Here is a 25043-nt window from a genome sequence, read left to right as displayed (position 1 = left end):
CGTAGGATTTTCATGGCAAATGACAAGGAAACGAAAGTAATTGACCTGACTCCAAACGAGGTTCAGGCGCCTAGCGATGAATTTGCGGATAAAGATCTCGATACTACTGGTGTCGAAATCCATACAGATGAAAGCAGTGCCGAGGTAACGGCTGTTGAGGCGGATTACGGTGCAGAGCAGATTCAGATTCTCGAGGGTCTGGAGGCCGTCCGCATGCGTCCGGGTATGTATATCGGCAGCACGTCGGAACGCGGCCTGCACCATCTGGTATACGAGGTCGTCGACAACTCCATCGATGAGGCTTTGGCTGGTTACTGCGATAAGATTGATGTGACCATCAATAAGGACAACAGCATCACGGTTGTCGATAATGGCCGTGGTATTCCGGTTGATATGCACGAAAGCGGCATGCCGGCCGTCGAGGTCGTTTTGACGGTCCTCCATGCCGGTGGTAAATTCGGCGGCGACGGTTATAAGGTATCGGGCGGCCTGCATGGCGTCGGTGTTTCTGTCGTCAATGCGCTTTCGACTTCGATGGATGTTCAGGTAAAACGCGATGGTAAAATCCATGAGATTTCCTTCAAACGCGGTGTCACCCAGCAGCCGCTGACGGTTACGGGCGATACGGAGACTACGGGTACACGCGTCCACTTTGTACCGGACCCGGAGATTTTCTCGGTTACGACCTACAGCTATGAGACCCTTCGTCACCGTCTGCGCGAGCTGGCTTTCCTTAACCATGGCATTACGATTGCCCTGCATGACGAGCGCGGCGAAGAAGTTCGCAGTGAAACGTTCCATTTCGAGGGCGGCATCAGTTCCTTTGTGGAGCATCTGAACCGCAAAAAAGAAAAAATCAATCCGCAGCCGATTTATTTCAACGGCGTAAAGGATGATACGGTGGTAGAAGTTGCGCTGCAGTATAACGACAGCTACCAGGAGAACATCTACTCGTTCGTAAACAATATCAACACGGAGGAGGGCGGCACGCATCTGGCTGGCTTCAAACTGGCACTCACGCGTGCAGCCAATGATTTTGCCCGCAAACAGGGCATCCTCAAGGACAAAGACGGCAACCTCTCCGGTGATGATGTCCGCGAGGGCCTTACCTGTGTCATCAGCCTTAAAATCCGCGAGCCGCAGTTCGAGGGTCAGACCAAGACCAAACTGGGGAACAGTGAGGTTCGTGGTATTGTCGACAGCATCGTGAGTGAAGGACTGTCGGAATACTTCGAGGAGAACCCGGTCATCACGAAGAAATTCATCGAGAAGGCTATCATGGCCGCTCGTGCCCGTGAGGCTGCCCGCAAGGCCCGTGAGCTCACCCGCCGCAAGAATGCACTGGAGGTATCCAGCCTGCCGGGCAAACTGGCAGACTGCTCGGTCAAAGATCCGGAGCAGGCCGAGATTTACCTCGTCGAGGGTGATTCGGCAGGCGGTTCGGCAAAACAGGGACGTGACCGCCGTTTCCAGGCTATCCTGCCGCTGCGCGGTAAGATTCTCAACGTCGAAAAGGCACGCCTGGACAAGATTTTTGCCAATGCCGAAATCCGTACGATGATAACGGCTTTTGGTACGGGTATCAGTGAGGATTTCGACCTGGCAAAACGCCGTTACGGCAAGATCATTATCATGACCGATGCCGATGTCGATGGTGCGCATATCCGTACGCTGCTCCTCACCTTCCTCTATCGCTATATGAAACCGCTGATTGAGCATGGCCATGTATTTATTGCGCAGCCGCCGCTCTATCAGATTCGCAAGGCCAAGAAACATTGGTACACGTACAGCGATGAAGAGCTCGCCAAGAAACTCGATGAAGTCGGCCGCGATGGCGTTACGGTTCAGCGCTACAAAGGTCTGGGTGAGATGAACCCAGAACAGCTTTGGGAGACGACCATGGACCCGGAGACGCGCACGATGCTGCGAGTGGATATGGAAGATGCCGAAGCGGCGGATGAACTGTTCACGATTCTCATGGGCGACAAGGTTGAGCCGCGTCGTCAGTTTATCGAGGAAAATGCAAAACTCGTCCGCAATTTGGATATTTAATCGAATTTTTAGCTGACGTTTTGACATTTTTGCTTGCAAAGTCAAAACGGCTATGGTATATTATAGCCATAGTCAACTAAATCTATACCCCACAAGGGGAGTAGCTGAACGGCCTGATATCGTCAGTACGGATGCTGGAGCATCCCGGTACGGCCGGCTAATCGTTAGTAAGCGAGACCTTGATCTTATATAAAGTCATATTACGACTGTATATAGGTCAAGGTCTTTTTGGTACAGAAAGAAGAAGTGATAACGAAGATGGAAAATTTATTTACTGGTATGTTTTCACCGGAATGGCTGGCAGCTTTTTCGGGAATCTTGCTCTTGGATTTACTGCTGTCCGGGGATAATGCGATTCTCATCGCGCTGGCATGTAAGAATCTGCCGAAGCACAATCGGCGCAAGGCGATTCTGATTGGTGGTTTTGGTGCGGTATTTATCCGCATTGTTTGCACGCTGTTTGCTACGGGGATTTTGGCAACGCCCTATATTGAGGCAATCGGTGGTGCGGCGCTCTTGTACATCGCGGTAAAGCTGGTCACAGACCACCGGGAAGAAAAGGGCGAAGATGCCGGCCAGCCGACGACCTTTATGGCGGCGGTGCGGACGATTTTGATTGCCGACTTTATCATGAGCATCGACAATATATTATCGCTGGCTGGTGTCGCCAATACCGTACCCGATGGAAAATGGAGCCTGATTATATGCGGCTTGCTGATTTCTATCCCCATCGTGCTTTTCGGTGCTCAGGTTTTCCTGATGATCATGTTGAAAGTGCCGGCGCTGATTTATGCTGGTGCGGCCATCCTCGGCTATACTGCGGCGGAACTCATGGTTGCGGATAAGGCAGTTGGTGCCCTTCTCCTCCCCTACGCCCTGTATATGAAAATTATTTTTGTAGCAGCCGTTTTAGCGATTGGCTGGTATATCAATCATCACAATAAGGAGTGAATCAATCATGAATAATCTCAAGACTCTTTTACTAATGGTTCTATTGGCAGCCCTGATGATGTTTGTGGGCGGCCTGATTGGCGGCAAAGCCGGTCTTATGGCTATGCTGATCCTGTCGCTGGGTATGGATATGTTCATGTACTGGTTCAGCGATACGATGGCATTGAAATCCGCCGGTGCGCAGGAAATCTCCCGGGAAGATGCTCCGCAGCTTTTCCAGCTGGTGGAGAAACTGGCCGCTAATGCCAACCTCCCCATGCCGAAGGTGTGCATCATCAACAGCGATGTGCCAAATGCTTTTGCCACGGGCCGTAATCCGGATCATGCAGCTGTGGCCGTTACGACGGGAATCATGAATGTGCTCGATTATAATGAGCTTTCCGGCGTTCTGGCCCATGAGCTCTCCCATGTTAAGAATCGCGACATCCTGACGGGAACGATTGCGGCTATGATGGCAACGGTTATCACCTACTCGGCACAGTTCCTGGCCTTCTTTGGCAACTCGGATGACGAGGATGGCGGCAACCCGATTGCCGCTTTGGCAATGGTTATTCTGGCACCGATTGCCGCTATGCTGATTCAGATGGCCATCAGCCGTTCGCGTGAGTATGAGGCCGACCATGATGGCGGTGAAATTTGCGGCAATCCGAATTATTTGGCTGATGCCCTGGAGAAAATCGAGTATTATGCAACGCATGCTCAGCCGATGGCACAGGCACAGCCAGCTACGGCTCATATGTATATCATCAACCCGCTGAAAGGGTCTGGCAAAGCCATTGCCAACTTGTTCAGCACGCATCCGGAAACCGCTGAGCGTATCGCCCGTCTGCGTCAGCAGGCCGCTGAAGCCCATATCCGTTGAGAAAAAAAGGATAAACGAAAAGCCGTCCATTTGGTCTTGGACGGCTTTTCTCCCTCTACGACTGACCTTTGCCCGAGGGATTTACTGATTGCTGTACTAATTCATCAGCAAAGTGAAAAGATAGTTGGCTGCCAATCCTGCAATCAAGGAAAGCAGGAAGTCGCGCAACAGGTTAAGATAATGCATCTACGATCCTCCCTTCCGCTGAGAGGCGCACAGCAAATTGATTATAGCATTTTCAGGAAAGATGTGCTACAATGTCAGTAGGTTAAGAAATGCATTACGACTGCGTTGTAGGTTGACCGCTTGCGACGCACAGAGTCCGCTTTTAGGACAAAAGCAGAAAAAGCCACCCTTTTGGTCGAGGGTGGCTTTTTTTTGCTTAAATTACCGCGACGATTATCGTTACGATGGTGAAGTAGGGACCGTAGGCGAAATATTCGTTGCGTTTCTTTTTGCCGGTGACGAGCAGCAGCAGGGCGGCAATTCCGCCGAGAATCAGTCCGGTTATGGTGATGCTTAGCAGTGCATCGGTGCCGAGCCAGAGACCCAGCGAGGCGATCAGTTTGATATCTCCCCCACCGATTCCGCCGTGGGTCAGAATCGCAAGCAGCAGGAAGACAATGCCACCAGCGGCGGCAGCCAGTGCATGGTCGAAGACTGGCAGGTCCATCATCGTGGTGTAGATGCCGCCAAGCAGGGCAAAGGGCAGCAGCATATTGTCAAAGATGACTTGCTGTTCGAAATCCGTAAACGTATAAAGCAGCAGCAGGTATTCGAACGCGAATAGGAAATAAAGCTGGAGGGGAATCATAGCAGGATGGCGCAGGGCTGTCAGTGAAAACAAAACGCCGAGCAAAAAGGCAAGACCTTTATGGCGCAGGAAACTTCGCCTGGCTATATCGTGGGGGAAGCTGAGATTGGCTGGTGAAGCTGCATAGAGCCGATCAATCCAGCGATTGCCGGCGATGCTCAGGAAAACGGCTAGGATGATAGTCATAAGCAGTAAAAAGACAGTGTCGGTCATAAATTAATCCTCTTTTCATCCGATATTAATCTCTTTGAACATAGCATATTTGAAAAAAAAAGTAAATGAAAGCAAGTTTCTTATTTTTGCTATATTTTTAGTTGCTTTATGACATTTTATGCCTTACTATAGGGAAAATGTATAAGAAATAAGAGGAAAATATTAAAAAAATTTAATAAAACTCATTCTATAACATGAAGAAGTGTGTTATACTCATGTTGTTATTTAGAAATAAATTAGGAAAAACAATAGGACTTTTAGACTGAAACTTAATCATGGGGAGACTTTCGTAAATGTTGAAAATGCCTAATTCATCGGGAAATTTCAAGGATTTACTGGACAAGATCACCTACCGGCAATGGGTTATCATGGCGGTTATGTTCAGCTGTTTTATGGGATTGCTCGTCTACTTTTCGCTATCCGGAGTGGATTCCAATACGAAGAGTGCGGGCAAGGAATTGAAGGTCAAAGTAGTTGTGGCCAAACAGGACATACCAGAGCGTACCATCGTCAAAGACGATATGCTCAAGGTAGTGGAAGTACCGGCGGATCTTGTGCCGGAAGGTGCTTTTGCTGAAGTGGCGGAAGCGATGGATCACCCTGCCAGTACGGCAATCCAGCAGGGGGATATCGTGACGGACAAGAAGGTCTATACCGATGTCCGCATGGCCGGGTTTACGGGGACGATTCCGCCGAACTGCCGGGCGGTGTCGGTGGCAATCACCGATATAACGGGTGTATCTGGTTTTGCTAAGCCCGGCGATTACGTCGATATCATGGTCATCAGCGGCAAAAAAGAAGATGGCATCAAGGGCGAAGTGTTGATGCAAAATGTTCTGCTGCTGGCAATCAATAAGGTCGGCGAGCAGGCTGTAAAGCCGGATGAGGATAAGAAAAAGGACGACAAGGATAAGTCCAAGGATCAAAACGAGGGGAAAATCGAAGGGGCGAAAGACGCTATGGCCACAGCAACCGTAGCACTGCCGCTCGATGAAGCGCTGAAATTGGCCGTTGCCTCCCAGAAAGGAACAATCTATCTGGTATTGCGTCCGTATAATCCAACGGATTTGTTTACCCTCGACAAGGATTATTTTATACCAGGGGACAAGAAATCGGTACCGCAGCAGCCGCAGCAAACGCAACCGACAGCGCCAGTAGTGACGCGCACCGAGCCGGTTCACTATACCCCACCGGCCCCGGCGAAATTGCCAACCAGACCGGTAACGGCGGATTATGGAAACAGCATCGAAGTGATACGCGGTGTGGATTCTAGTAAAGTGGGGGTAAATTAACATGATGCAATGGAAAAAAGCCCTTGCTTTGGGAATGGTGGCGGCTACTACAGCAGTCGTGGCTCCGGCACCTGCTTATGCCTATGTTCAGCCAATCTGGCTGGGGGTCAATCAGTCGTACTACCTCAATACCGGAAGTGGGATTTCCCGTGTGGCCGTAGCGAATCCGAAGATTGCGGATGTGAAGATTCTCGGGGCAAGTGCGCTAAATGTCGTCGCCTTTGCACCGGGAACGACAACGCTTAATATTTGGACTAAGAACGGCATGCGTCAGGAGTACAGCGTTACCGTGTCCAAAGAGGATAAGGGACTGGCGGCTATTATCGAAAAAGCCATTGACCTGCCGCATGTCGAAGTAACGATGGTCGGTGATCGTGTACTGCTCAAGGGCCATGTCGAAAACCAATACGAGAAAGAACTTGCTTTTAAGATTGCCTGCCTTTATGTCGGGGATGACACGGTAGCGCAAACGAAAAAAGTGACGAAGAAGATGCAGGACAATGTCTCTGGTATTGCCACGGACATCGAAGGCGATGAAGCCATCGACAGCAGTGCCAGAGTCGTCAACCTGCTCGAGATGACCAATCCAGACCAGATAAATATCGAGGCTATGGTTATCGAAATCAATTCCGATGCCGCCAAGCAGCTCGGCGTAGAATACAGTTCGCCGTCGAATATCGAGTACAATGAGGATGCCAATTGGAAGAAAGTAACCAAGGGCTCAACCGGTTCGTTTTATGCTGGTGAGACCTATGGCAAGACACGTGATCAGGGAAATCACTGGTACAACCGCAATTGGTTGTTTACGCATTTTTCCCAGATCAATGCCGATATTCATGCGCTGGTCAATAAGGGCAAGGCCAGAATCATCTCCCGTCCCAATATTACCACGATGAGCGGGAAAACGGCTGGCATCCTCGTGGGCGGCCAGATTCCGGTGCCGATAAAGAGTAATGATACCGTATCGGTAGAGTATAAGCCTTATGGTATCCAGCTCAATCTCGTGAAACCGGCGGTGGATAACGACGGCAATATTACCGCCGATGTGCAGGCAATTGTCAGCCGGCTCGATTGGTCCAATGCCGTTACGGTAAATGGCTTCAATATGCCAGGGCTCATAACCCGGCAGGCGACGACGGTAGTGAATATTCCGACGGGAATGACCATGGCAATCGGTGGCCTGCTCAACTCGGAAGACAGCCAGAGCATCAGCAAAGTGCCGCTCTTGGGCAATATCCCCGTGGTTGGAGAGCTCTTTAAATACCACAACAAATCCCGTCAGAAATCAGAAATCATGATCATGATTACGCCGCGCGTAGTCAATGAGCAGACGCGGACTACGATGTCGGAAAAGATGAAGGACGCCTATGTCGAAAGCCGCCGGGAGAAACAGAAAATGCCAGCGGTAGACCTCAACGAGGAACTTCCGTCTAAGCAGGAGGAGAAGCAGGAAAAGCCAGCAAAAAAGAAAAAGCCGGCCAAAGTGGTGGAACAGCCACAGGCAGAGCCGCCGGCTGGAAGTTTTGCTGAACGGCTGGCGAATTTGCGCCAAGAGATAGCGGCAGAAAAACAGGCAGAAGAAGCTGCCGCCAAGGTAAAGCCTGCTAAGGCAGCGAAAACAACGTCACCGGTTTATTCGTTGGATAATATCCAGAAGCCGGAGGTAATTCAAGGGGCGCAGTAAAGAGGAAAGGAGACATCATCATGCCAGATATTGAAAAGGAAATCCATGGTGCGGTGTTCACTTTTTTCAGTACGGCCTCAGCCGTGGGGAAGACGCTTCTAAGCTGTAATATGGCGTCGGAACTGGCACGCCAGCGCAAGCGGGTTTGTCTGGTGGATTTCGATCTTCAGTTTGGCGATGTTTGCAACTATCTGCAGCTGCTTCCTCAGCGGACGCTGGCAGATGTCCAGCAGGCGATGCTCATGCAGGGCGAAGCCTGCCATGTGGAAGAATATCTGACGCCTTACGAATACGGCGGGGTGGTGTTCTACGTTTTGGCGGCGCCCAAGAAGCTGGAGGAGGCCTACAACATCCAATCGGATTACGCCATCAGGGCAATCCGCCAGTTGCAGACGAAATTCGATTATGTCATCGTGGATACGACTTCGATGTTCAGCGTTTTGAATCTGGCTTTGCTGGATTTATCGACGATTGTAACCTTTTTAGGAATCGTGGATTTTATCCCGACGATTAAGAATATGAAAATCGGCAGCGATACGCTGAATGACTTAAATTACGATAAACATAAGATTCGCATGGTGCTCAATCGAAGCAACGCGAAGACTAGAATCGGTATCGACGATGTCGAAAAGCTGCTCGGCGAGCCGTTCTATCATATCCTGCCCAATGATTTCCGGGCAGCCAGCCAGTCCATCAAAGAGGGCATTCCCTTGGTGCTGAAAACGGAGCGTACCGACCTGGGGGAGGCGCTTCGCGACTTGGTAGCCCGTTATACGAATCAGGGCTATGAGGAGAATGACGAAGAGATGGACGAATATGTCGGGGAATCCTGGCTCAGCCGTATTTTTGGCTAAAAGGATCTTTACAGGAAAGGAGGAAGTCCGATGGTAAATCGTGTGCTGCTCGTTGAGCGCGACCGCCTGATGCTCGAAAAGCTCACGCAGGTGGTGCAGGGAACCAATGGATTCGAACTCGTCGCCCGTTATCAGTCGATAAGTGATGCGCTGGGGCAAGGGGCGATATTCAATCCGAATCTCATCCTGCTCGATATCGAAAAACAGAATTCCGTAGCTCTCATTGCAGACTTCCTCAAGGTATATCCTAAGGCATCCATTCTCTGCATGGGCGAGAAATGGCAGGCTGAAAGTGCCAGCCATATCGTCAAAGCCGGTGCCCGCGGGTATATCATAAAACCGTTTACGGGGGTAGAGCTGCAGGAAGCAGTCGATACCTTTGCCAAAATGGGGTCGGAGAGCGGCTGTGAAACCTTGGTGTTTTTCAGTCCAAAGGGCAAGAGCGGCAAGACTACCTTGATTGCGAATCTGGCAGTAGCGCTGGCCCGCAAAACGCATGAGCAGGTCGGTATCATCGATGCGGATTTGCAATTCGGTGACATGGCGGTGTTCTTCAATCTGGCGCCGAAATCGACCATTGTCGAAGCCACCCGAGATGCCAAATTCCTATCGCCCATCACCCTGCATTCCTACTACATGCCGGTGACACAGAATGTCAGCGTGCTCTGTGGTACGGAAACGCCCAATCTCAGCGATAAGGTATCGATACGACGGCTGGAGAACATCATCAGCATGAGCCGGAGCCTGTTCCGCTACTTGCTGATTGACGTGCCGCCAGGGTTCAATCCCACGAGTATTGCGGCGGCAGAGAAGTCAAATACGACGTTTTTGGTCAGCATGATAAACGATGCCTATGAAATCGACCATACGAAACGGGCGTTGGAGATTTTTAAAGACTGGGAAAACTACGAGGATCGGGTGAAGGCCATCTTTACCCGCGTGGAGCCCTGCAACAGCCAGTCCAAGCAAAACCTTTCGGATCGGCTGGGGTATCCCGTAACGGCCATTATCCCGAACGAATACGGCATCGTCTCGGATGCTGCGGATAATGGCAAAATGGCCAGCGATATCCGGCCGGACAGCCCGCTGGCCAGGAGTGTAGACCATCTGGCCGATGAAATCACCGGCCGTGGTCATAGAATCAGGTGGGACAAGTCATGAGAATTATCCTGGCATTAGCAGTTACCCTTTTTTGCTTGATGATGTTTTTGATGCTGCTTCGCATCAAAGCGCGGGAACATAAAAATATCGTCAATCGCATGGAGTATTTTTCCGGCAATGCGGTGAAACTCCGGCAGCAGCAGCTCCGGCAACGGCAACGCAAAAAAGTCAAAGGGCAGTTCCGGGAATTTGTCCGGAAAGTCGCCCAAAAGGTGCAAAATATCCAGAAGGGAAACCAGATGGACTTCAAGATGCAGCAGGCCGATTGGCCGCTCTTGGGGTCTGAATTTGAAGTCATCCTGGTAATCTTCGGTGGCTTTTGTGCCATCCTCACACTGGCAGCCACGCTAAATCCGTGGATAGCTTTAGCGGCTGGTTTTGTCGGTGTGATTCTAGGTCTCATGCTGCTGGATATCAGCATCAAACGGAGACAAAAAGCTTTTACGAATCAGCTCGGGGATATGCTGACGATGGTGGCCAATGCCCTGCGGGCAGGCTTCAGCTTTATGCAGGCCTTCGAGCTTATCGCCCGCGAAATGGACGCGCCCATCGGACGCGAAGTCCAGAAGGTGGTCAACGAGGTAAATGTCGGCGTTACGTTGGAGACGGCTCTCGAGAACATGCAAAAGCGCGTGGAGAGTCCCGATTTTGAACTCGTGGTCACCGCGGTGCTGATCCAGCGCCAGGTGGGCGGCAATCTCGCGCAGATTCTCGATACCATCAGCGGAACGATTCAGGAACGCGTCCGCATGCGGCGTGAAGTCATGGCGCTGACGGCACAGGGGCGAATGTCGGGCATCGTACTGGCACTGCTGCCAGTAGCACTAGGCGTGTTTTTGACAACGGTGAGCCCGGACTATATGCGGCCGCTGTTTGAGGAGACCACCGGGCAGATTGCCATTGGCGTGGCCGTCGTGATGGAGATCATCGGCTTCCTGGTCATCCGCAAGATTGTCGATATCAAGGTGTGATATGTGATATCCTTCGGGATTTTACATAAATTTATTGTTCTATTTTTTTTAGGGAGGAACTAATTATGAAGGAGATTCTTGAGTATCTGAAAGCACGTTATCTGAGCGAGAAAGCTCAGGGTATGGTGGAGTATGCCCTGATCGTTGCTTTTATCGTCGGTGTTGCCGCAGTCGTATTTGCTAGCGATGGCAGCTTCCAGCATGCTGTAGAAGCAGGTTTTAGCAAAGTTAAAACTAAAGTAGATGCCCTTTAAGTCTAATATTTGATAGTTTTTTTTAGGAGATGACAGAAATGAAATTGATGCAAAAGGGTCAAAGCATGGTGGAGTTTTCTGTCATCTTTCCTTTTTTTCTATTCTTGGTGTTAGCGGTGGCTTATTTCAGTTTTGCCTTTGCCGATTATTTGCAGCTGACCTATATCGCGCGCGACAGTGCCCGCGAAGCGGCAATCGTTTCGGTGTCCTCAAAGGATAAGAATAATAAAACACGCAGTGAAAAGGCGAAACAACAGGCGCGTGAGGAAAAATATCAGGAAATCTGTAATAAGTATAAAAAAAGCGGCTTGATTTCTGATGTTTATACGATGGGGGATTTTTCGATAACCGCCAAGGACGACGATGTGTTAGTGAAGATCAATGCCCCGTTGAATGAAAAATCCGTATTGGGAAATACGATAAATACCTTGTTGAATTTCTTTGCCAAAGAAAATGAAAAAGACAACAATAAAGTGCGAGCTTTTGATATAGATATCCAGTACAAGATGTATAACGAGAAAAATGTCGATAAGTCATAACGGGAGGTGAGATACGATGTCATTGCTTACGCGTCTGGGGCGCATGGATGGGAAAAACAGGCAGGTGATGATTTTCTCCGCGCATGAGGAGAATCAGGATATGGCGGAGGAAGCTTCCTACCAGAATATCAAGCATCGTATCCATCAGCGGATTGTCGAGGAAATGACTCCGGACGAACAACGGGTGCTTTCCTCGGTAAATCAGGATACGCATCAAGTAGAAACGGTCATCAGCAAATACTGTCAGGAAGTCATGGAGGAAGAACCCTTTGCCGTTTCGCGCGGCGAGGTAAAACACCTCATCGAGGACATTCAGGATGAGATGTTAGGGCTCGGTCCTATCCAGTCGCTTTTGGATGATGATTCCATTACGGAGGTAATGGTAAATGGTCCGAAAAAGGTATTTGTCGAGCGGTTGGGTAAGCTCGAATATACCGATGTGAAATTCCATGACAACGCCCATCTGATGAATATCATCGAGCGAATTTTGACGCCGCTCGGCCGCCGTATTGATGAGTCATCGCCACTAGTTGATGCCCGACTCGAGGATGGTTCGCGTGTCAACATCATCATTCCGCCGCTGTCCTTGGTGGGGCCGGCTATCACGATCCGTAAATTCTCGAAAAAGCCTTTGTCGGTGGAGAATCTGATTTCCTTTGGTACAATGGATGAGAAGATGGCCACGTTCTTGCGAGCCTGTGTCCGGGCGCGCATCAATATTCTGGTATCCGGCGGTACCGGCTCTGGTAAAACCACGACGCTCAATGTCATCTCCTCCTTTATCCCCGAACGGGAGCGTATTGTCACCATCGAGGATGCTGCCGAGCTGCGGCTCCAGCAGGAGCATGTCGTGACGCTCGAGTCACGGCCGGCCAATATCGAGGGCAAGGGGCAGATTACGATTCGCGATTTGGTGCGCAATGCCCTGCGCATGCGTCCGGATCGCATTATCGTCGGTGAGGTACGAAGCGGCGAGGCGCTCGACATGCTGCAGGCGATGAATACCGGTCATGATGGTTCGCTGACGACGGCTCATGCCAATAGTCCGCGCGATGCCTTGTCGCGTCTGGAAACCATGGTGCTTATGAGTGGACTGGAACTTCCTGTGCGCGCTATCCGCGAGCAGATTTCCTCGGCTATCGACCTCATCATTCAGCAGTCGCGCATCCGTGATGGCAGCCGCAAGATTACGTATATAACGGAAGTCCAGCACATGGAAGACAATACGATTACGACGCAGGATATCTTCCGCTATGAGCAGACTGGTTTTGACGAGAACGGCAAGGCCATTGGCCATTTCGTGCCGACAGGCCTGCAGCCGGGGTTCCTCGATAAATTTGAGCTTAATGGAGTGGAAATTCCCGAGGATTTCTTCATGCCCGATGGCGGCAGTGACGAAACGTATAACAGGAGTGTGTTTGGCTGATGGTTGCTATTTTCGCTATATCGTTATCCTTGGTAGTATTCCTGTTATTGTATGGCCTGATTGAAAAAAAGATCCGTCCGCAGTCGAAGATTCATCAGCGCATCCTAAGTATGCAGGACCATACCCATATACCGGGAACCGCAGAGAAAAAACTGGCGGGCAAGCGGCGGACGCTTAAAGATATCCCGTTTGCGACGCGCGTGGTTAAGCCGCTGAAGCAGGCCATCGCCCAATCGATATCGCGTTTGGCCCCCAAAGAGCTTTCGGAAATCATTGCCGCAAAGATAGCCATGGCCGGTAAGTCAAAGGAATGGACGGTCAATGAGTTCGTCTTTTCGTGTTTGTTGGGAATGGCCGCTATGTTTGCGCTGGTATTTCTGATGACTTGGAACGCGCATTATGCGCTGATTCAAAAAGTGATGTTTTTGATTTTCGGCAGTTTTATGGGCGGCGTTATGCCTGTGGTGTTTTTGAACATCATGATTCAAAAACGGCAGGCCGCCATTCAGCATCAGTTGCCGGAAGTTCTCGATCTCCTTTGTGTCAGCGTCCAGGCAGGACTATCGTTTGACGCGTCAATGCGCAAGATTATCGACCGCATGAAGGGGCCCTTTGTGGAGGAATGCCAGCGAATGCAGGAAGATATTCGCATGGGAATGGTGCGGCGGACCGCTATGCACAATGTTGCCAGCCGCTGTAAGGTACAGGATGTCTCGCTGTTTATGACATCACTTATTCAGGCGGAACGATTGGGTACGAGTATGGGCAAGACCCTCAAGAATCAGGCCGATAATATTCGGGAACGGCGGCGGCAGTATGTAAAGGCTGAGGCCATGAAGGCACCGGTAAAGATTATCTTTCCGCTGGTACTCTTTATCTTCCCGGCGTTGTTTGTCGTGGCCTTGATACCATCCCTGTTGAATTTGATGAAAAATTTGTAGGAAAGAAGTGCTCGATATGAAGATAGTATCCTTGCAAGTAACGGGCGCTGAAAATAAAAAGAATCCGTACCTTCAAATCGAAGTAGCGGATTCTTTTTTTCGGCGTTTTTTAGGGCTTATGGGGAGGAAACGAATAGCGAATGGAACAGGTCTTTTAATCGCTCCCTGCAACAGTATCCACATGTGCTTTATGCGGTTTAAAATCGATGTCGTCTATCTGGATAAAAATTACCGAGTATTAAAAACGGTAGAAAATATTCTTCCCTGGATTGGTCTTTCCTGCTGTTTTAAAGCATGGGCAGTGCTTGAACTTCCCGCAGGTGAAATAAAACGGCAGGGCATCGGGAAAGATATGGTGTTTCGTCCGGTGGATTAATTCCAGTCGACATCACTGTCATCAGCTAGGGATACATCGGATTCCGCGGTGCCGCTATTGCCGCCGGAAATGTCGGGGGATTCATGCGTAAAGGTTCGGCTGGAGGATTGGATTTTTACATTTCGCGAAGCCAGGGAACCGTAAAAGTTAATTCCCTGAGGGTTCCAGTTCAATTCGCCAGCATTCGGGGCATAAATAGTAGCATGCAGCGTGGTATCGGAGCTGCTATCCGTTTCAATGGCAAAATTATCATAGCTGAGGTTAATGTAGATTAATTTGCAGTTGATATTTTTTTTGACAATCAGATTGCCGGTTCCCTTGGTAATGATGAGGATGTGCGTGGCATTGGGGTCGGAGTCAATCGGCCCATCCAGTTCGATGCGGCTGACGATTTTATCGCCATCGCCGCTGCCATAGACAAAGGTTACCTTTGAGGTCAGGTCCGAGGCATGAAGCGTTTGGGAGTGGATGTCATTTTGCATCGATATCTTTTTGGTGTTGCTGTCATTTTTTAGCGCTTCGATATAGTCGCGAAGCGTTTTATTTTTGGAGTCATCCAGCGATATGGCTAGATTGCCGTTATAATATTGGTCACCGCTCGGATTCCAGGCTTTGCCATCGGAGGAGTGAAGCTGTGACATTTCCGTTCCGTTTACGATGTCGCCCTGCACGTATACCGATGCATTTCGGTTGGTATGGATGATATCACCGTTGAATTTCTTCTGGTTGGAATTGACCACGTAAAAGGTATTTTCAAAGGTGACCAGATTGTTGAATAGCGGCAAGGTTGGCGAGGTGCTATCGGTGTAGATTTTCGCATTGGCATGAGCGGATATTTCCATGAAGTCGAAATTAAAATACCGCAGGAATATCATCGGCACTTTTTCGGTGAGCTTGACGACATAATACTGCGTCTTTTTGGGATTGCTTTTGCTTTTTTTTACGGCAAGATAGGGATCCTCACTCAGGGCGTATTTTTGATTGTCATTGATTAGCGATTTTGCCTTTTTATCGGCGGTGTTTTTATCGAATTTCCCGTTTAGTCTCATTTTTGCACCACCCAAAGCGGCCGCATCCGCCGAGTTTTGCAGAATGGATTTGTGGAGGTAAACATTGCCGAAATCAATAGCGATTCCTGTAAAGGCAATCAGCAGGGGAAATATCAAAGCAGTCAATGCTAAAATAGCGCCTTTTTGGTGTAGATATTTTGCAAACATAAGCCAACCTCTTCCCTTATATTTTTGGGGAAATAATACTTATCCCTGCATAATATTTTACCCTTTTTCTCTGTTTTTTTAAAGAGAAAAAGGGTAATTTTTAATACGAAATACGAAAATATTCTAGATGTTTTTTGAAGGCATCCTGTGCGGTAAGACAGGTATCGCGGAGCCATCCTTTTTCCGTTTTCCAGTTGGAGAGTCCTCGATAATAAAAGAGTTTTAGCTGGTCAGTTATGATGAAAGGCACGATTTTATGATGCAGGCATTCTTTAAATAAAAGCAGGCGACCGATGCGGCCGTTGCCATCCTGGAACGGATGAATCTGTTCAAAGCGATAATGGAATTCCAATAGGTCATCGAAAGATACCTCTTTTTGCTCGTTGTACCATTTTAGCAGTGCTTTTATCTTGATGGCTACATCTTCGGGCGGACAGGTTGGTTTACCACCTACTTCATTGGGAAGTTTTTTGTAGTCTCCGACAGCAAACCAATCTTGCCGGCTGTCCGAGGTACCGTTTTTGAGCTGACGATGAAGTTCTTTTATCAGTTTTTCGGTAAGGCGATTCTCGGCGGTGTCAATGATTCTGTCGATACAGCGAAAGTGATTCATGGTTTCAACGATATCGTTGACATTAATGCTTTTATTGGCTGTTTGGCCAATGGTATTTGTCTCATAGATATAGCGCGTTTCATCATGGGAAAGGTGGCTGCCTTCGATATGATTCGAGTTGTAAGTAAGGTCAATCTGTATTCGGTGGTAGATTCCGCCTTTTTGCTGATGGGCTTTTTCTTGCCGAAGTACGGGCAATAGGGTACGCGACTTTGTCGTTGTACGTGGTTTGCGGTGCGGTGGCTGAGCATCAGCAGGGATATTCCAGTTGCGGCCAGTTTGAAAAGCGCCGGTAATGCGGCCGGTGGTGCAGTAATTACGCACGCTGCGCGTCGAAAGTCCCCATTTTTCCGCAACTTCTTGTACGGATAGATAAGTCATGGAAATTTCCTTTCTTGCCATTAGCGGCAAAATATAATCAATAAATTAAAGAAAAAAACAATATATATATTGCCGATGTCGGCAATATCATTATACCGCTAGATATTGTGCTTGGCTATAGCTGGTATAGAAAAACCGCCAGCTGGAAGCTGACGGTTTGGGATTACGATTTATTTTATCATGGCGTCGAAGTCCTTTTGCGGTACGACGGTGGTGAGGCCCATGATGGACAGGAGCTGGATAAGCGCCTGGTCGGGTTCACCGGTGTTCTTGATGACATGGTCGGTGATTTTCCAACTGTCGAATTCCTTGTTGTTTTCGGCATATTGGAGGTGATATTTTATTTCGTCATTGGTATAGCCGTCGTTTAACATGCGGTCTACTAAGGTCATATAATCGGCCATGAGATAGATCGTAGCAAGTTTTTTCCGGATGAGCTTGGTGAGCTGTTTAATGCCGTTGACTTCAAGAATCATGACACTGATTTGGTGGTCTTTGAGCGAATCGAGAATATCATTCTTGCGAATGCCGTAGGAATCGCCTTTGTGGGTGAATTGTATAACCAAATCCAGCTGGTTGAATTGTTCGCGGCTTACGCTGCGATAGAGTTGCGCAAACTTTTTACCGGCCCTTCCGCGTTCGGGAAAAGCGTAAGTGGTATACGTGGGGATGAAATGAATTCCCATAGCTATGAGTTTGGAAGCCATGGTAGACTTGCCCGCTGCATGAGGACCGACAAGTGCATAAATCCTATTCGTCATAATATCTGCATCCTTACTGTTCCAAATATTTTTTGGTAATTGAAATCCGTCTCTATTTTAGCATAGGTGCGGGCAATACAAAAGCGGGAACAACCGAACGTTCCCGCTTTTGCCGCCTCTATACCTTCTGCCTACACCCACATATACAATATGTAGGTGTTCTCCCATGACTATAATACAACATTTGCAAAGTGATTTCAATAGGGGGCTTTGGGAAATTTCTGGTGAAAATTTTGTCGGTATGGGGAAAGGGAAACGGTTTTGTATGGCGAATTACTACAATTAAGAAAATTTACAAGTATACATCCCGCTGGTAAAGAGAACCAAGATGATAGGAGACGAATGAAAATGCTTCACGGAATCATAGATATTGGCTCGAATACGGTACGCATGGCAATTTATCTGATTGAGGGCAGTCATATTGAGATGCTGCTAAAGAAAAAGCATACTGTGGGACTGGCAGGTTACTTGCGCGAGGGGGTCATGCAGCAGCAGGGCATCGATAAGGCCGTGGAAATTTTGGAGGAGTTCAAGTCATTTCTGGAACTTTTCCGGATTACGAATGTTTCTGCCTTTACGACGGCGGCGCTTCGCAATGCCAAGAACAGCCAGGAGGCTGTCCGTCAAATTGAAGAACGGACAGGTCTTACAATCCGGGTCATTACGGGAGACGAGGAAGCGACATTTGATTTCATCGGGGCGACGCGAACGCTGCAGTCGGAAGATGGACTGTTGATTGATATCGGTGGTGGCAGCACGGAGATTGTCACTTATCGCCAGCGCAAGATTGAGCATAAAACCAGTTTGCCCATCGGGTCGTTAGCTTTTCGCACCCAATATGTAAAGGGGCTGCTGCCAACGCTTACCGAGTGTATGGCGATGCGGGCTGCGGCAGAAGAGATTATAGCGTCGGCTGATGCGTTTGCTGATACTCAGGTGGATGGCATTGCCGGTATTGGTGGAACGGTCAAGGGAGCCTCGGCGCTTTATAATATCTTGTTCAATCAACCGGCCGCCAATACCCGCATGGAGACGAAGCGCCTGCGGACGATTATCGGGAATTTCGTCAGTGACCATGAGATGACCCAGGAAATGACTATCGCACTGATGCGGGCCGTACCAGACCGTATGCATACGATTATCCCAGGGCTCGTCATTGCCGATGTGCTGGCGCGCAGGTTCAAGGCAAAGGTGATTACCTACAGTGATTCAGGGGTTCGGGAAGGCTATATTTACGATCAGATTATTGGCCGCTGATTCATTGGCTTTTTTGGCGAATCTATGGTAAAATAAGACAGTATGAATTGATAATTCAAGGGCCCGGCTGCTCATACGGCTGGGCTTTGTTTTTGTAAGGAAGTAATATTTGTTTTGAGGTGAGATTGTGGATTTTGGTCATGGAAAGATAGTCCCGGTCAATCTGGAACACGAAATGAAGAATTGCTACATCGATTATGCGATGAGCGTCATCGTTGCCCGTGCCTTGCCAGATGTCCGTGACGGCCTGAAGCCGGTACATCGCCGCATCCTTTATGCGATGCAGGAAGCCGGTATGGGTTCCAATAAACCGTACAAGAAATCGGCTCGTATCGTCGGCGAAGTTCTCGGTAAGTATCATCCGCATGGTGATTCCTCCGTCTATGATGCTATCGTGCGCATGGCTCAGGATTTCTCGATGCGCTATATGCTCGCTGATGGCCACGGCAACTTCGGTTCAGTCGATGGCGACCCGGCAGCTGCTATGCGTTACACCGAGGTCCGTATGTCGAAGATTTCGGAGCTCATGCTGCAGGATATCGACAAGGATACGGTGGAATTCGTACCGAACTACGATGAGTCGATGAAGGAGCCGTCGGTTCTGCCGGCGAAGTTCCCGCAGCTGCTCGTAAATGGTACTTCGGGTATCGCCGTCGGTATGGCGACGAATATTCCGCCGCATAACATGAGCGAGGTCATCGATGGCACGCTGATGCTTATCGACAATCCGGATGCTACGGTTGAGGAACTCATGACGGTCATCAAGGGACCGGATTTCCCGACGGCCGGTCTTATCCTCGGTTCCGAGGGAATCCGGCAGGCGTATACGACGGGCCGCGGCATCATCAAGATGCGCGCCAATGCTCATATTGAGACGATGTCGAATGGCAAGCCGCGCATTATCGTCACGGAGTTGCCGTATCAGGTCAACAAGGCCCGTCTGGTCGAGAAGATCGCTCAACTCGTCCGCGATAAGCAGATTGAGGGCATCACGGACCTGCGCGATGAATCGGACCGCAATGGTATGCGTGTCGTCGTCGATCTGCGCAAGGATTCCAACCCGAATGTCATCTTGAACCAGCTTTACAAGCACACGCAGCTGCAGGACAGCTTCGGTGTCATCATGCTGGCGCTCGTCGATGGCAAGCCGCAGGTACTCAACCTCAAGCAGGTTCTGCACTATTACATCAAACATCAGGAAGATGTAATCACCCGCCGGACGAAATACGAGCTGGCGAAAGCTGAGGCTCGGGCTCATATCCTCGAAGGCTTGACGATTGCTCTCGATCATCTCGATGCAGTCATCACGACCATCCGCGAGAGCCGTACGGCCGATATTGCCCGTGAAGCACTTATGTCGGGCTTCAAGTTAAGCGAGAAGCAGGCACAGGCAATCCTGGATTTGCGTCTGCAGCGCCTGACCGGTCTCGAACGCGACAAGATTCAGGAAGAATATCAGGAAGTCTTGAAGGCAATCGAGGAGTACAAGGCAATCCTCGCCGATGAGCAGCGCATCCTGGCCATCATCAAGGATGAGCTCACGGCAGTCAAAGAGAAATACGGGGATGAACGCCGCACGAAGCTTACGATTGACACGTCGGAAATCGATGTGGAAGACCTTATCGCTGAGGAAGACGTCGTCATCACGCTCACGCATAACAACTACATCAAGCGCATGCCGCTCGATACCTATCGCCGCCAGAACCGCGGGGGCAAGGGTATCAAGGGGATGGGAACGAAGGAAGAGGACTTCGTCGAGAATATGCTCATCACGACGACGCATCACACTATCCTGTTCTTCACGACCCGCGGCCGTGTATACCATCTGAAGGCCTACGAGATCGCCGAAGCAAGCCGTCAGGCAAAGGGTACGGCGATAATCAACCTGCTGCAGCTTGAACAGGGCGAGAAGATTACGGCTGTCATCCAGGTCAAGGGCTTCGATCCGGATCGCTATCTCTTCATGGCAACGCGCAAGGGTATCGTCAAGAAGACCAGCTTGTCCGAGTTCAGCAACATGCGCAAGGTTGGCCTCATCGCCATCAACCTTGATGACGATGACGACCTGATTGGCGTTAAGTTCACCGATGGCGAAAGCTATCTGATGCTCGGTACCAAGAGCGGTAAGGCGATTGCCTTCTCCGAGGACGATGTCCGCGCTATGGGCCGTACGGCTCGCGGTGTCAAGGGGATCAGCCTGGGCATGGGCGACGAGGTCGTCGGCATGGATATCCTCACGCACAATGCTGAGGTCTTGACGGTAACGGAGGGCGGCTATGGCAAGCGTACGCCGACCGATGAATACCGCAGCCAGACGCGCGGCGGCAAGGGCCTCATCAACATGAAGGTTACGGATAAGACGGGCTATGTCATCGGCATCAAAGTCGTTCGTCCGGACCAGGAGCTCATGCTGATTACGACGGATGGTATTGTCATCCGCACCAATGTCGAAGATATCTCCGTTATCAGCCGCAACACGCAGGGCGTTAAGCTCATGAGCACGGCTGAGAATGATAAGGTCGCTTCGATGGCTACGATGGATCAGAAAAACGATTGACAAGAAATAGATTGTTGCGCATAAAAGAGCAGGCTTTTTAGGAGCTTGCTCTTTTTGTTGTAAAACAATATTGCGAATTTTTTTACAGTAACAAGGATTTTTCCGCAGGGTGTCGAAGTATTGGCCATAGGGAAATTTTGTCCGTTGTGGACAGTAAGATAAGGAAGAGAGGGTGGTAAGTATGGGGATAAGACAAAAATTTTACGTATTGGCTGGTGTTGTCGGTGTCTTGATGGCCGTAATATCGGTTATTGGGTTTTATACCGCCGATAAGAATCTCGAACAGGCTGTGGAGCAGGAACTTTCTGCCACCGTGGGACAGGCTTCCTATAAGATGAATGGCTGGTTGTTGCAAAAGGGAAGTTCGGCGCAGTATGCAGCGGATTTGATGACGGAGTTCAATGGCGATGAGGAAAGGCTGCAGAGCATTGCTTCGCTGGCTTTGGGGGCTTCAGACAATGAAATCCTGGATTTGAACATCGGTATGGAAGATGGCTATTTTGCTTCCTACCGCACCCAGAACAAGAGCACGGGGAAACTCGATCCGCGTACGCGTGATTGGTATAACAATGTCAAAAAGGCTGGTAAGATGGTATTTACCGAACCGTATATCGATAAAAACACCGGTAAGCTGGTGGTTTCGGCCGTAGCTCCTTTCAAAAAGGATGGACAGTTCTACGGTGCGCTTTGTACGGATATTGATTTGGCCGTGGTGGATGATACGGTCAAGAAGTTGAAATATCACGATGAGGCTGGTATGGCTATCGTAACGGATGAAAAAGGTATAATCCTGGGTAATGGCGGACCAGGCGATATCGGTTCGAAACTCCAGGAGCTGCCTGGTATTGGTACGCATTTTGAAGAAATGATCAAAAATGGCAGTGGCTATTTCTTTTATGATAGCAATACCGATGGCAAGATGATTTGTGGTTACACAAAAGTTGAGAGTACAGGCTGGCTGTTGGCCATGAGTGTTCCTTATGACTATGTATTCGCTTCGGTTACGACGCTCAAGACCGTATATGGGCTTCTGACAGTGGTTGGACTTATTCTGGTACTGGGCGTATGTTTCCAGTTTGCTGGCCGTATTACGCGTCCGCTGGTGGCGCTGGAAGCCCATGCGTCCGAGATGGCCAAAGGAAATCTCGGCATCAAGGAACTGCCGGTGGAAACGAGCGACGAGATTGGCTCGCTTACTGGTGCGTTCAATACGATGAAGAAGAATCTGCACGATTTGATTTCGCAGATGGCGACGACGGCAGAACAGGTAGCGGCCTCTTCGGAGGAGCTGACAGCCAATGCGCAGCAGTCTGCGGATACGGCGGTGCATGTAGCGGAAAATGTCGGTGATGTCAGCGCTCAGGTAGCCCAGCAGCTCGACGAAGTTGAAAAGGCAAAACAGAGTGTCGATGGGGTTTATCACGATATCGATTTGATGTCGGAAAGGGCCGTACAGGTTACGGTCGCATCGACGCATACGGCTGAGGCAGCCAAACGCGGCGCGGGGCTGATGGAAGAGGCTATCCGCAAGATGGGTTCCATCGAGAAAAGTGTTATGGAGTCAGCCGCTGTCGTTAAGGCCTTGGGCGAAAATTCGCAGCAGATCGGCCAGATTGTCGAGGCTATTTCCTCGATTGCCCAGCAGACGAACCTGCTGTCGCTCAATGCAGCGATTGAGGCAGCCCGGGCTGGCGAGCAGGGCCGTGGCTTTGCGGTCGTTGCCGAAGAGGTAAGGAAGCTGGCGGCTGAGTCGCAGGAGTCAGCTGAACAGATAAAAGCGCGCATTTCGTCGATTCAAAGTGATACGGCTCAGGCTGTCGAGTCGATGCAGAATGGCACGAATGAAGTGACGCAGGGCACGAAAGCCATTCGCGATGTCGGCGAGCAGTTCGAGGATATCATGACGAAGGTCGATGACATCAACCAGCAGATGGCACAAATCAATGATGCGGTCAGCAAGGTTTCGGCAGGAGCAGAGCAGATTGTCACGGCTGTTGATGCTATTGATAGTGTTAGCAACAAGACGGCGAATAACACGCAGACGATTTCCTCGGCGACGGAGGAACAATCGGCCTCGAATGAAGAGATTGCAGCTGCTTCGCAGGCGCTTTCCACGTTGGCCGGCAAGATGCAGGAAGCCGTGGGCAAGTTCAAGATTTAATCGCGAGAGAATACAAAAACGGCGTATGCTGGAAGCATTGGCTTCCGGCATACGCCGTTTTATGAGGTTATTTCGCCAGCAGCTGACGCGTGTGCTCGGCAACCATGGCTGGCGTCATGTCGCGGTTGCGGGCGACGCCGGTTTGGCGGGCGGCATGGGCCACGGCGGCGGCAACGGCCGGTGCTACTTCTGGGTTGAACGGGCTCGTGATGACGTGATCTTCATCAAGCTGATCCGGCTGGATGAGGTCGGCAATGGCCTTGGCGGCAGCGACTTTCATCGTCTCGTTGATTTCGCTGGCGCGCACGTCGAGGGCGCCGCGGAAGATGCCTGGGAAGGCCAGGAGGTTGTTGACCTGATTCGGATAATCGCTGCGGCCCGTGCAGACGATGCGGGCACCGGCTTCTTTGGCAAGATTCGGCAGGATTTCCGGTTCGGGGTTTGCCATGCCCATGACGATGGCATTGGGGTTCATGGTGCGCACCATGTCCTGTGTGACACAGCCAGCGACGGAGACGCCGATGAATACGTCAGCCTTGCGGATGACGGACTCAAGCGGGCCCGCCTCGTTCTGCGGGTTGGTGATTTTGGCAATGTCCTCCTTATAGGGATTCATGCCGTTCGGCCGGCCGGCGTAGATGGCGCCGCGGGAATCACAGAGGATGATATTGCGGCCGCCAGCGCTGTAAATAAGGCGTGTAATGGCCTGGCCGGCAGCACCGGCACCATTGACGACGAATTTGGCATCGGCAAAGGTTTTGCCGGTGAGCTTGAAGGCATTGATGAGTGCCGAAACGACGACAATGGCCGTGCCGTGCTGATCGTCGTGGAAGACCGGGATATCCAGTGTCTTGCGCAGTTCTTTTTCGATGTCAAAGCACTGCGGGGCTTTGATGTCCTCGAGGTTGATGCCGCCAAAGGTCGGTGCAATGAGCTGGACGGCTTTGATCACTTCCATGGGGTCCTGGGTATCCAGGCAGATGGGGACGGCATCAACGCCGGCAAAGCCTTTGAATAGGACGGCCTTGCCTTCCATGACGGGGAGACCGGCACCAGCGCCGATATTGCCGAGACCTAAAACCGCCGTGCCGTTGGTCACGACGGCAACCATATTGCCCTTCGTGGTATAATCGTAGATTTTCTGTGGGTTATCGCGAATCTCAAGACAGGGAGCAGCGACGCCGGGAGAATAAGCCAAGGTTAAATCCTCGGCACGATTCAGGGCAACTTTGCTCGTTACTTCGAGCTTTCCCTGATGTTTTTTATGTAAGGCCAAAGCCTGTTCGTTAATATTATCCATAAAGGAATCGTCCTTTCTATTCTAGGGGAATTTAGTGAAATTGATTGTTATTTTTACAGAATAAATTATAGTAGCCTTGATTTTTTTTTCCAATATTGATTTTTCATAAGGGGATAGTTTTTTTTTATGACTAAAAAAGGGCTGTGAAATTACAGTTTGCAGGTCTCATTCGAAGCAACTCTTCGCCGCCGCTAGGGGCAGTGCCAACACTACGCGGGAGATGTTTTTCTAAACGAAATTTTTATCTTTAATTAAGCATCGAAAAAGTTGCAAAACGCGCTTCGCTTGAACGGTAGCAATTTTTCGACGAATGGTGAGGATAAAAATTTCGTTCTTCACGAAAAACATCAAACGCTTCGTTTATGGCACTGCCCCTAGCGGCGGCTGAGGATGTGGCGAGTTTTCC

At 50.0% G+C, this 25043-nt stretch carries 21 protein-coding genes; 16 read left to right on the top strand and 5 right to left on the bottom strand.

Going from position 1 to position 25043, the window contains the following annotated elements:
• Positions 1-12: 12 nt before the first annotated feature.
• From gyrB to htpX, 3 genes are all read left to right on the top strand, one after another.
• Positions 13-2052, top strand: a complete 2040-nt coding sequence (gene gyrB / locus T504_RS0108080) for a DNA topoisomerase (ATP-hydrolyzing) subunit B (protein WP_033170569.1) — start codon at positions 13-15, stop codon at positions 2050-2052.
• A gap of 258 nt (positions 2053-2310) precedes the next feature.
• Positions 2311-3003 carry a TerC family protein gene (locus tag T504_RS0108075; protein WP_033170568.1) on the top strand — a complete coding sequence of 231 codons (693 nt, stop codon included), beginning with the start codon at positions 2311-2313 and terminating at the stop codon, positions 3001-3003.
• Positions 3004-3010: 7 nt separating this feature from the next.
• The gene (gene htpX / locus T504_RS0108070) at positions 3011-3865 is read left to right on the top strand and encodes a zinc metalloprotease HtpX (protein ID WP_033170567.1); all 855 of its coding nucleotides are present in this window, start codon (positions 3011-3013) and stop codon (positions 3863-3865) included.
• Positions 3866-4247: 382 nt separating this feature from the next.
• Here htpX and T504_RS0108065 read toward each other — a convergent pair whose 3' ends face one another.
• Entirely contained in the window at positions 4248-4892 is a 645-nt protein-coding gene (locus T504_RS0108065) for a prepilin peptidase (protein WP_033170566.1), read from the bottom strand.
• A gap of 293 nt (positions 4893-5185) precedes the next feature.
• On the opposite strand from T504_RS0108065, the gene cpaB reads away from it, so the two are divergent.
• From cpaB to T504_RS0108015, 10 genes are all read left to right on the top strand, one after another.
• A complete protein-coding gene (cpaB, locus tag T504_RS0108060) occupies positions 5186-6184 on the top strand; it encodes a Flp pilus assembly protein CpaB (RefSeq protein ID WP_231473881.1) in 999 nt (332 codons plus the stop codon).
• Position 6185: 1 nt separating this feature from the next.
• The gene (locus T504_RS13650; RefSeq protein ID WP_072022719.1) at positions 6186-7868 is read left to right on the top strand and encodes a type II and III secretion system protein family protein; all 1683 of its coding nucleotides are present in this window, start codon (positions 6186-6188) and stop codon (positions 7866-7868) included.
• 20 nt (positions 7869-7888) lie between these two features.
• Positions 7889-8722: an AAA family ATPase gene (locus tag T504_RS0108050; protein WP_156033498.1), complete on the top strand. Its 834-nt coding sequence runs from the start codon at positions 7889-7891 to the stop codon at positions 8720-8722.
• A 30-nt stretch (positions 8723-8752) separates the two neighbouring features.
• Positions 8753-9883, top strand: coding sequence for a P-loop NTPase (locus T504_RS0108045; RefSeq protein ID WP_033170564.1), 1131 nt, complete (start codon positions 8753-8755; stop codon positions 9881-9883).
• Positions 9880-10854 carry a type II secretion system F family protein gene (locus tag T504_RS0108040; RefSeq protein WP_033170563.1) on the top strand — a complete coding sequence of 325 codons (975 nt, stop codon included), beginning with the start codon at positions 9880-9882 and terminating at the stop codon, positions 10852-10854. Before T504_RS0108045 ends, T504_RS0108040 begins: the two co-directional genes overlap by 4 nt.
• A 65-nt stretch (positions 10855-10919) precedes the next feature.
• Positions 10920-11108 (top strand): hypothetical protein, encoded by a 189-nt coding sequence (locus T504_RS0108035; protein ID WP_033170562.1) that lies wholly within the window; start codon positions 10920-10922, stop codon positions 11106-11108.
• Positions 11109-11146: 38 nt separating this feature from the next.
• Complete coding sequence (locus T504_RS0108030) at positions 11147-11647, top strand: TadE family protein (protein WP_033170561.1); 501 nt, start codon at positions 11147-11149, stop codon at positions 11645-11647.
• A 16-nt stretch (positions 11648-11663) separates the two neighbouring features.
• Complete coding sequence (locus tag T504_RS0108025) at positions 11664-13073, top strand: CpaF family protein (protein WP_033170560.1); 1410 nt, start codon at positions 11664-11666, stop codon at positions 13071-13073.
• Positions 13073-14014, top strand: a complete 942-nt coding sequence (locus T504_RS0108020; protein WP_033170559.1) for a type II secretion system F family protein — start codon at positions 13073-13075, stop codon at positions 14012-14014. Before T504_RS0108025 ends, T504_RS0108020 begins: the two co-directional genes overlap by 1 nt.
• 31 nt (positions 14015-14045) lie before the next feature.
• Positions 14046-14390: a DUF192 domain-containing protein gene (locus tag T504_RS0108015; RefSeq protein WP_231473880.1), complete on the top strand. Its 345-nt coding sequence runs from the start codon at positions 14046-14048 to the stop codon at positions 14388-14390.
• On the opposite strand, the gene T504_RS0108010 is transcribed toward T504_RS0108015, so the two are convergent.
• The 3 genes from T504_RS0108010 to T504_RS0108000 form a co-directional block, all read right to left on the bottom strand.
• The gene (locus tag T504_RS0108010) at positions 14387-15607 is read right to left on the bottom strand and encodes a TadE/TadG family type IV pilus assembly protein (RefSeq protein WP_033170557.1); all 1221 of its coding nucleotides are present in this window, start codon (positions 15605-15607) and stop codon (positions 14387-14389) included. The genes T504_RS0108015 and T504_RS0108010 overlap by 4 nt on opposite strands.
• 100 nt (positions 15608-15707) lie before the next feature.
• Complete coding sequence (locus T504_RS0108005) at positions 15708-16601, bottom strand: Fic family protein (protein WP_033170556.1); 894 nt, start codon at positions 16599-16601, stop codon at positions 15708-15710.
• 170 nt (positions 16602-16771) lie between these two features.
• On the bottom strand, positions 16772-17362 hold the full coding sequence (locus tag T504_RS0108000; protein WP_033170555.1) for an AAA family ATPase: 591 nt from the start codon (positions 17360-17362) through the stop codon (positions 16772-16774).
• A 348-nt stretch (positions 17363-17710) separates the two neighbouring features.
• Here T504_RS0108000 and T504_RS0107995 point away from each other — a divergent pair, with 348 nt between their 5' ends.
• The 3 genes from T504_RS0107995 to T504_RS0107985 all read left to right on the top strand — a co-directional run bounded on the left by T504_RS0107995 (position 17711) and on the right by T504_RS0107985 (position 23337).
• A complete protein-coding gene (locus tag T504_RS0107995; RefSeq protein ID WP_033170554.1) occupies positions 17711-18619 on the top strand; it encodes a Ppx/GppA phosphatase family protein in 909 nt (302 codons plus the stop codon).
• Between the two features lie 127 nt (positions 18620-18746).
• The gene (gyrA, locus tag T504_RS0107990) at positions 18747-21176 is read left to right on the top strand and encodes a DNA gyrase subunit A (protein ID WP_033170553.1); all 2430 of its coding nucleotides are present in this window, start codon (positions 18747-18749) and stop codon (positions 21174-21176) included.
• Between the two features lie 181 nt (positions 21177-21357).
• Positions 21358-23337, top strand: coding sequence for a methyl-accepting chemotaxis protein (locus T504_RS0107985; protein ID WP_033170552.1), 1980 nt, complete (start codon positions 21358-21360; stop codon positions 23335-23337).
• A gap of 67 nt (positions 23338-23404) precedes the next feature.
• Here T504_RS0107985 and T504_RS0107980 read toward each other — a convergent pair whose 3' ends face one another.
• A complete protein-coding gene (locus tag T504_RS0107980; protein WP_033170551.1) occupies positions 23405-24637 on the bottom strand; it encodes an NAD(P)-dependent malic enzyme in 1233 nt (410 codons plus the stop codon).
• Positions 24638-25043 lie beyond the last annotated feature (406 nt).

Origin of the sequence: Selenomonas sp. ND2010 (genome assembly GCF_000702005.1) — a bacterium.
Classification (GTDB): Bacteria; Bacillota; Negativicutes; order Selenomonadales; family Selenomonadaceae; genus Selenomonas_A.
This window is presented reverse-complemented; position numbering and strand designations above follow the sequence as displayed.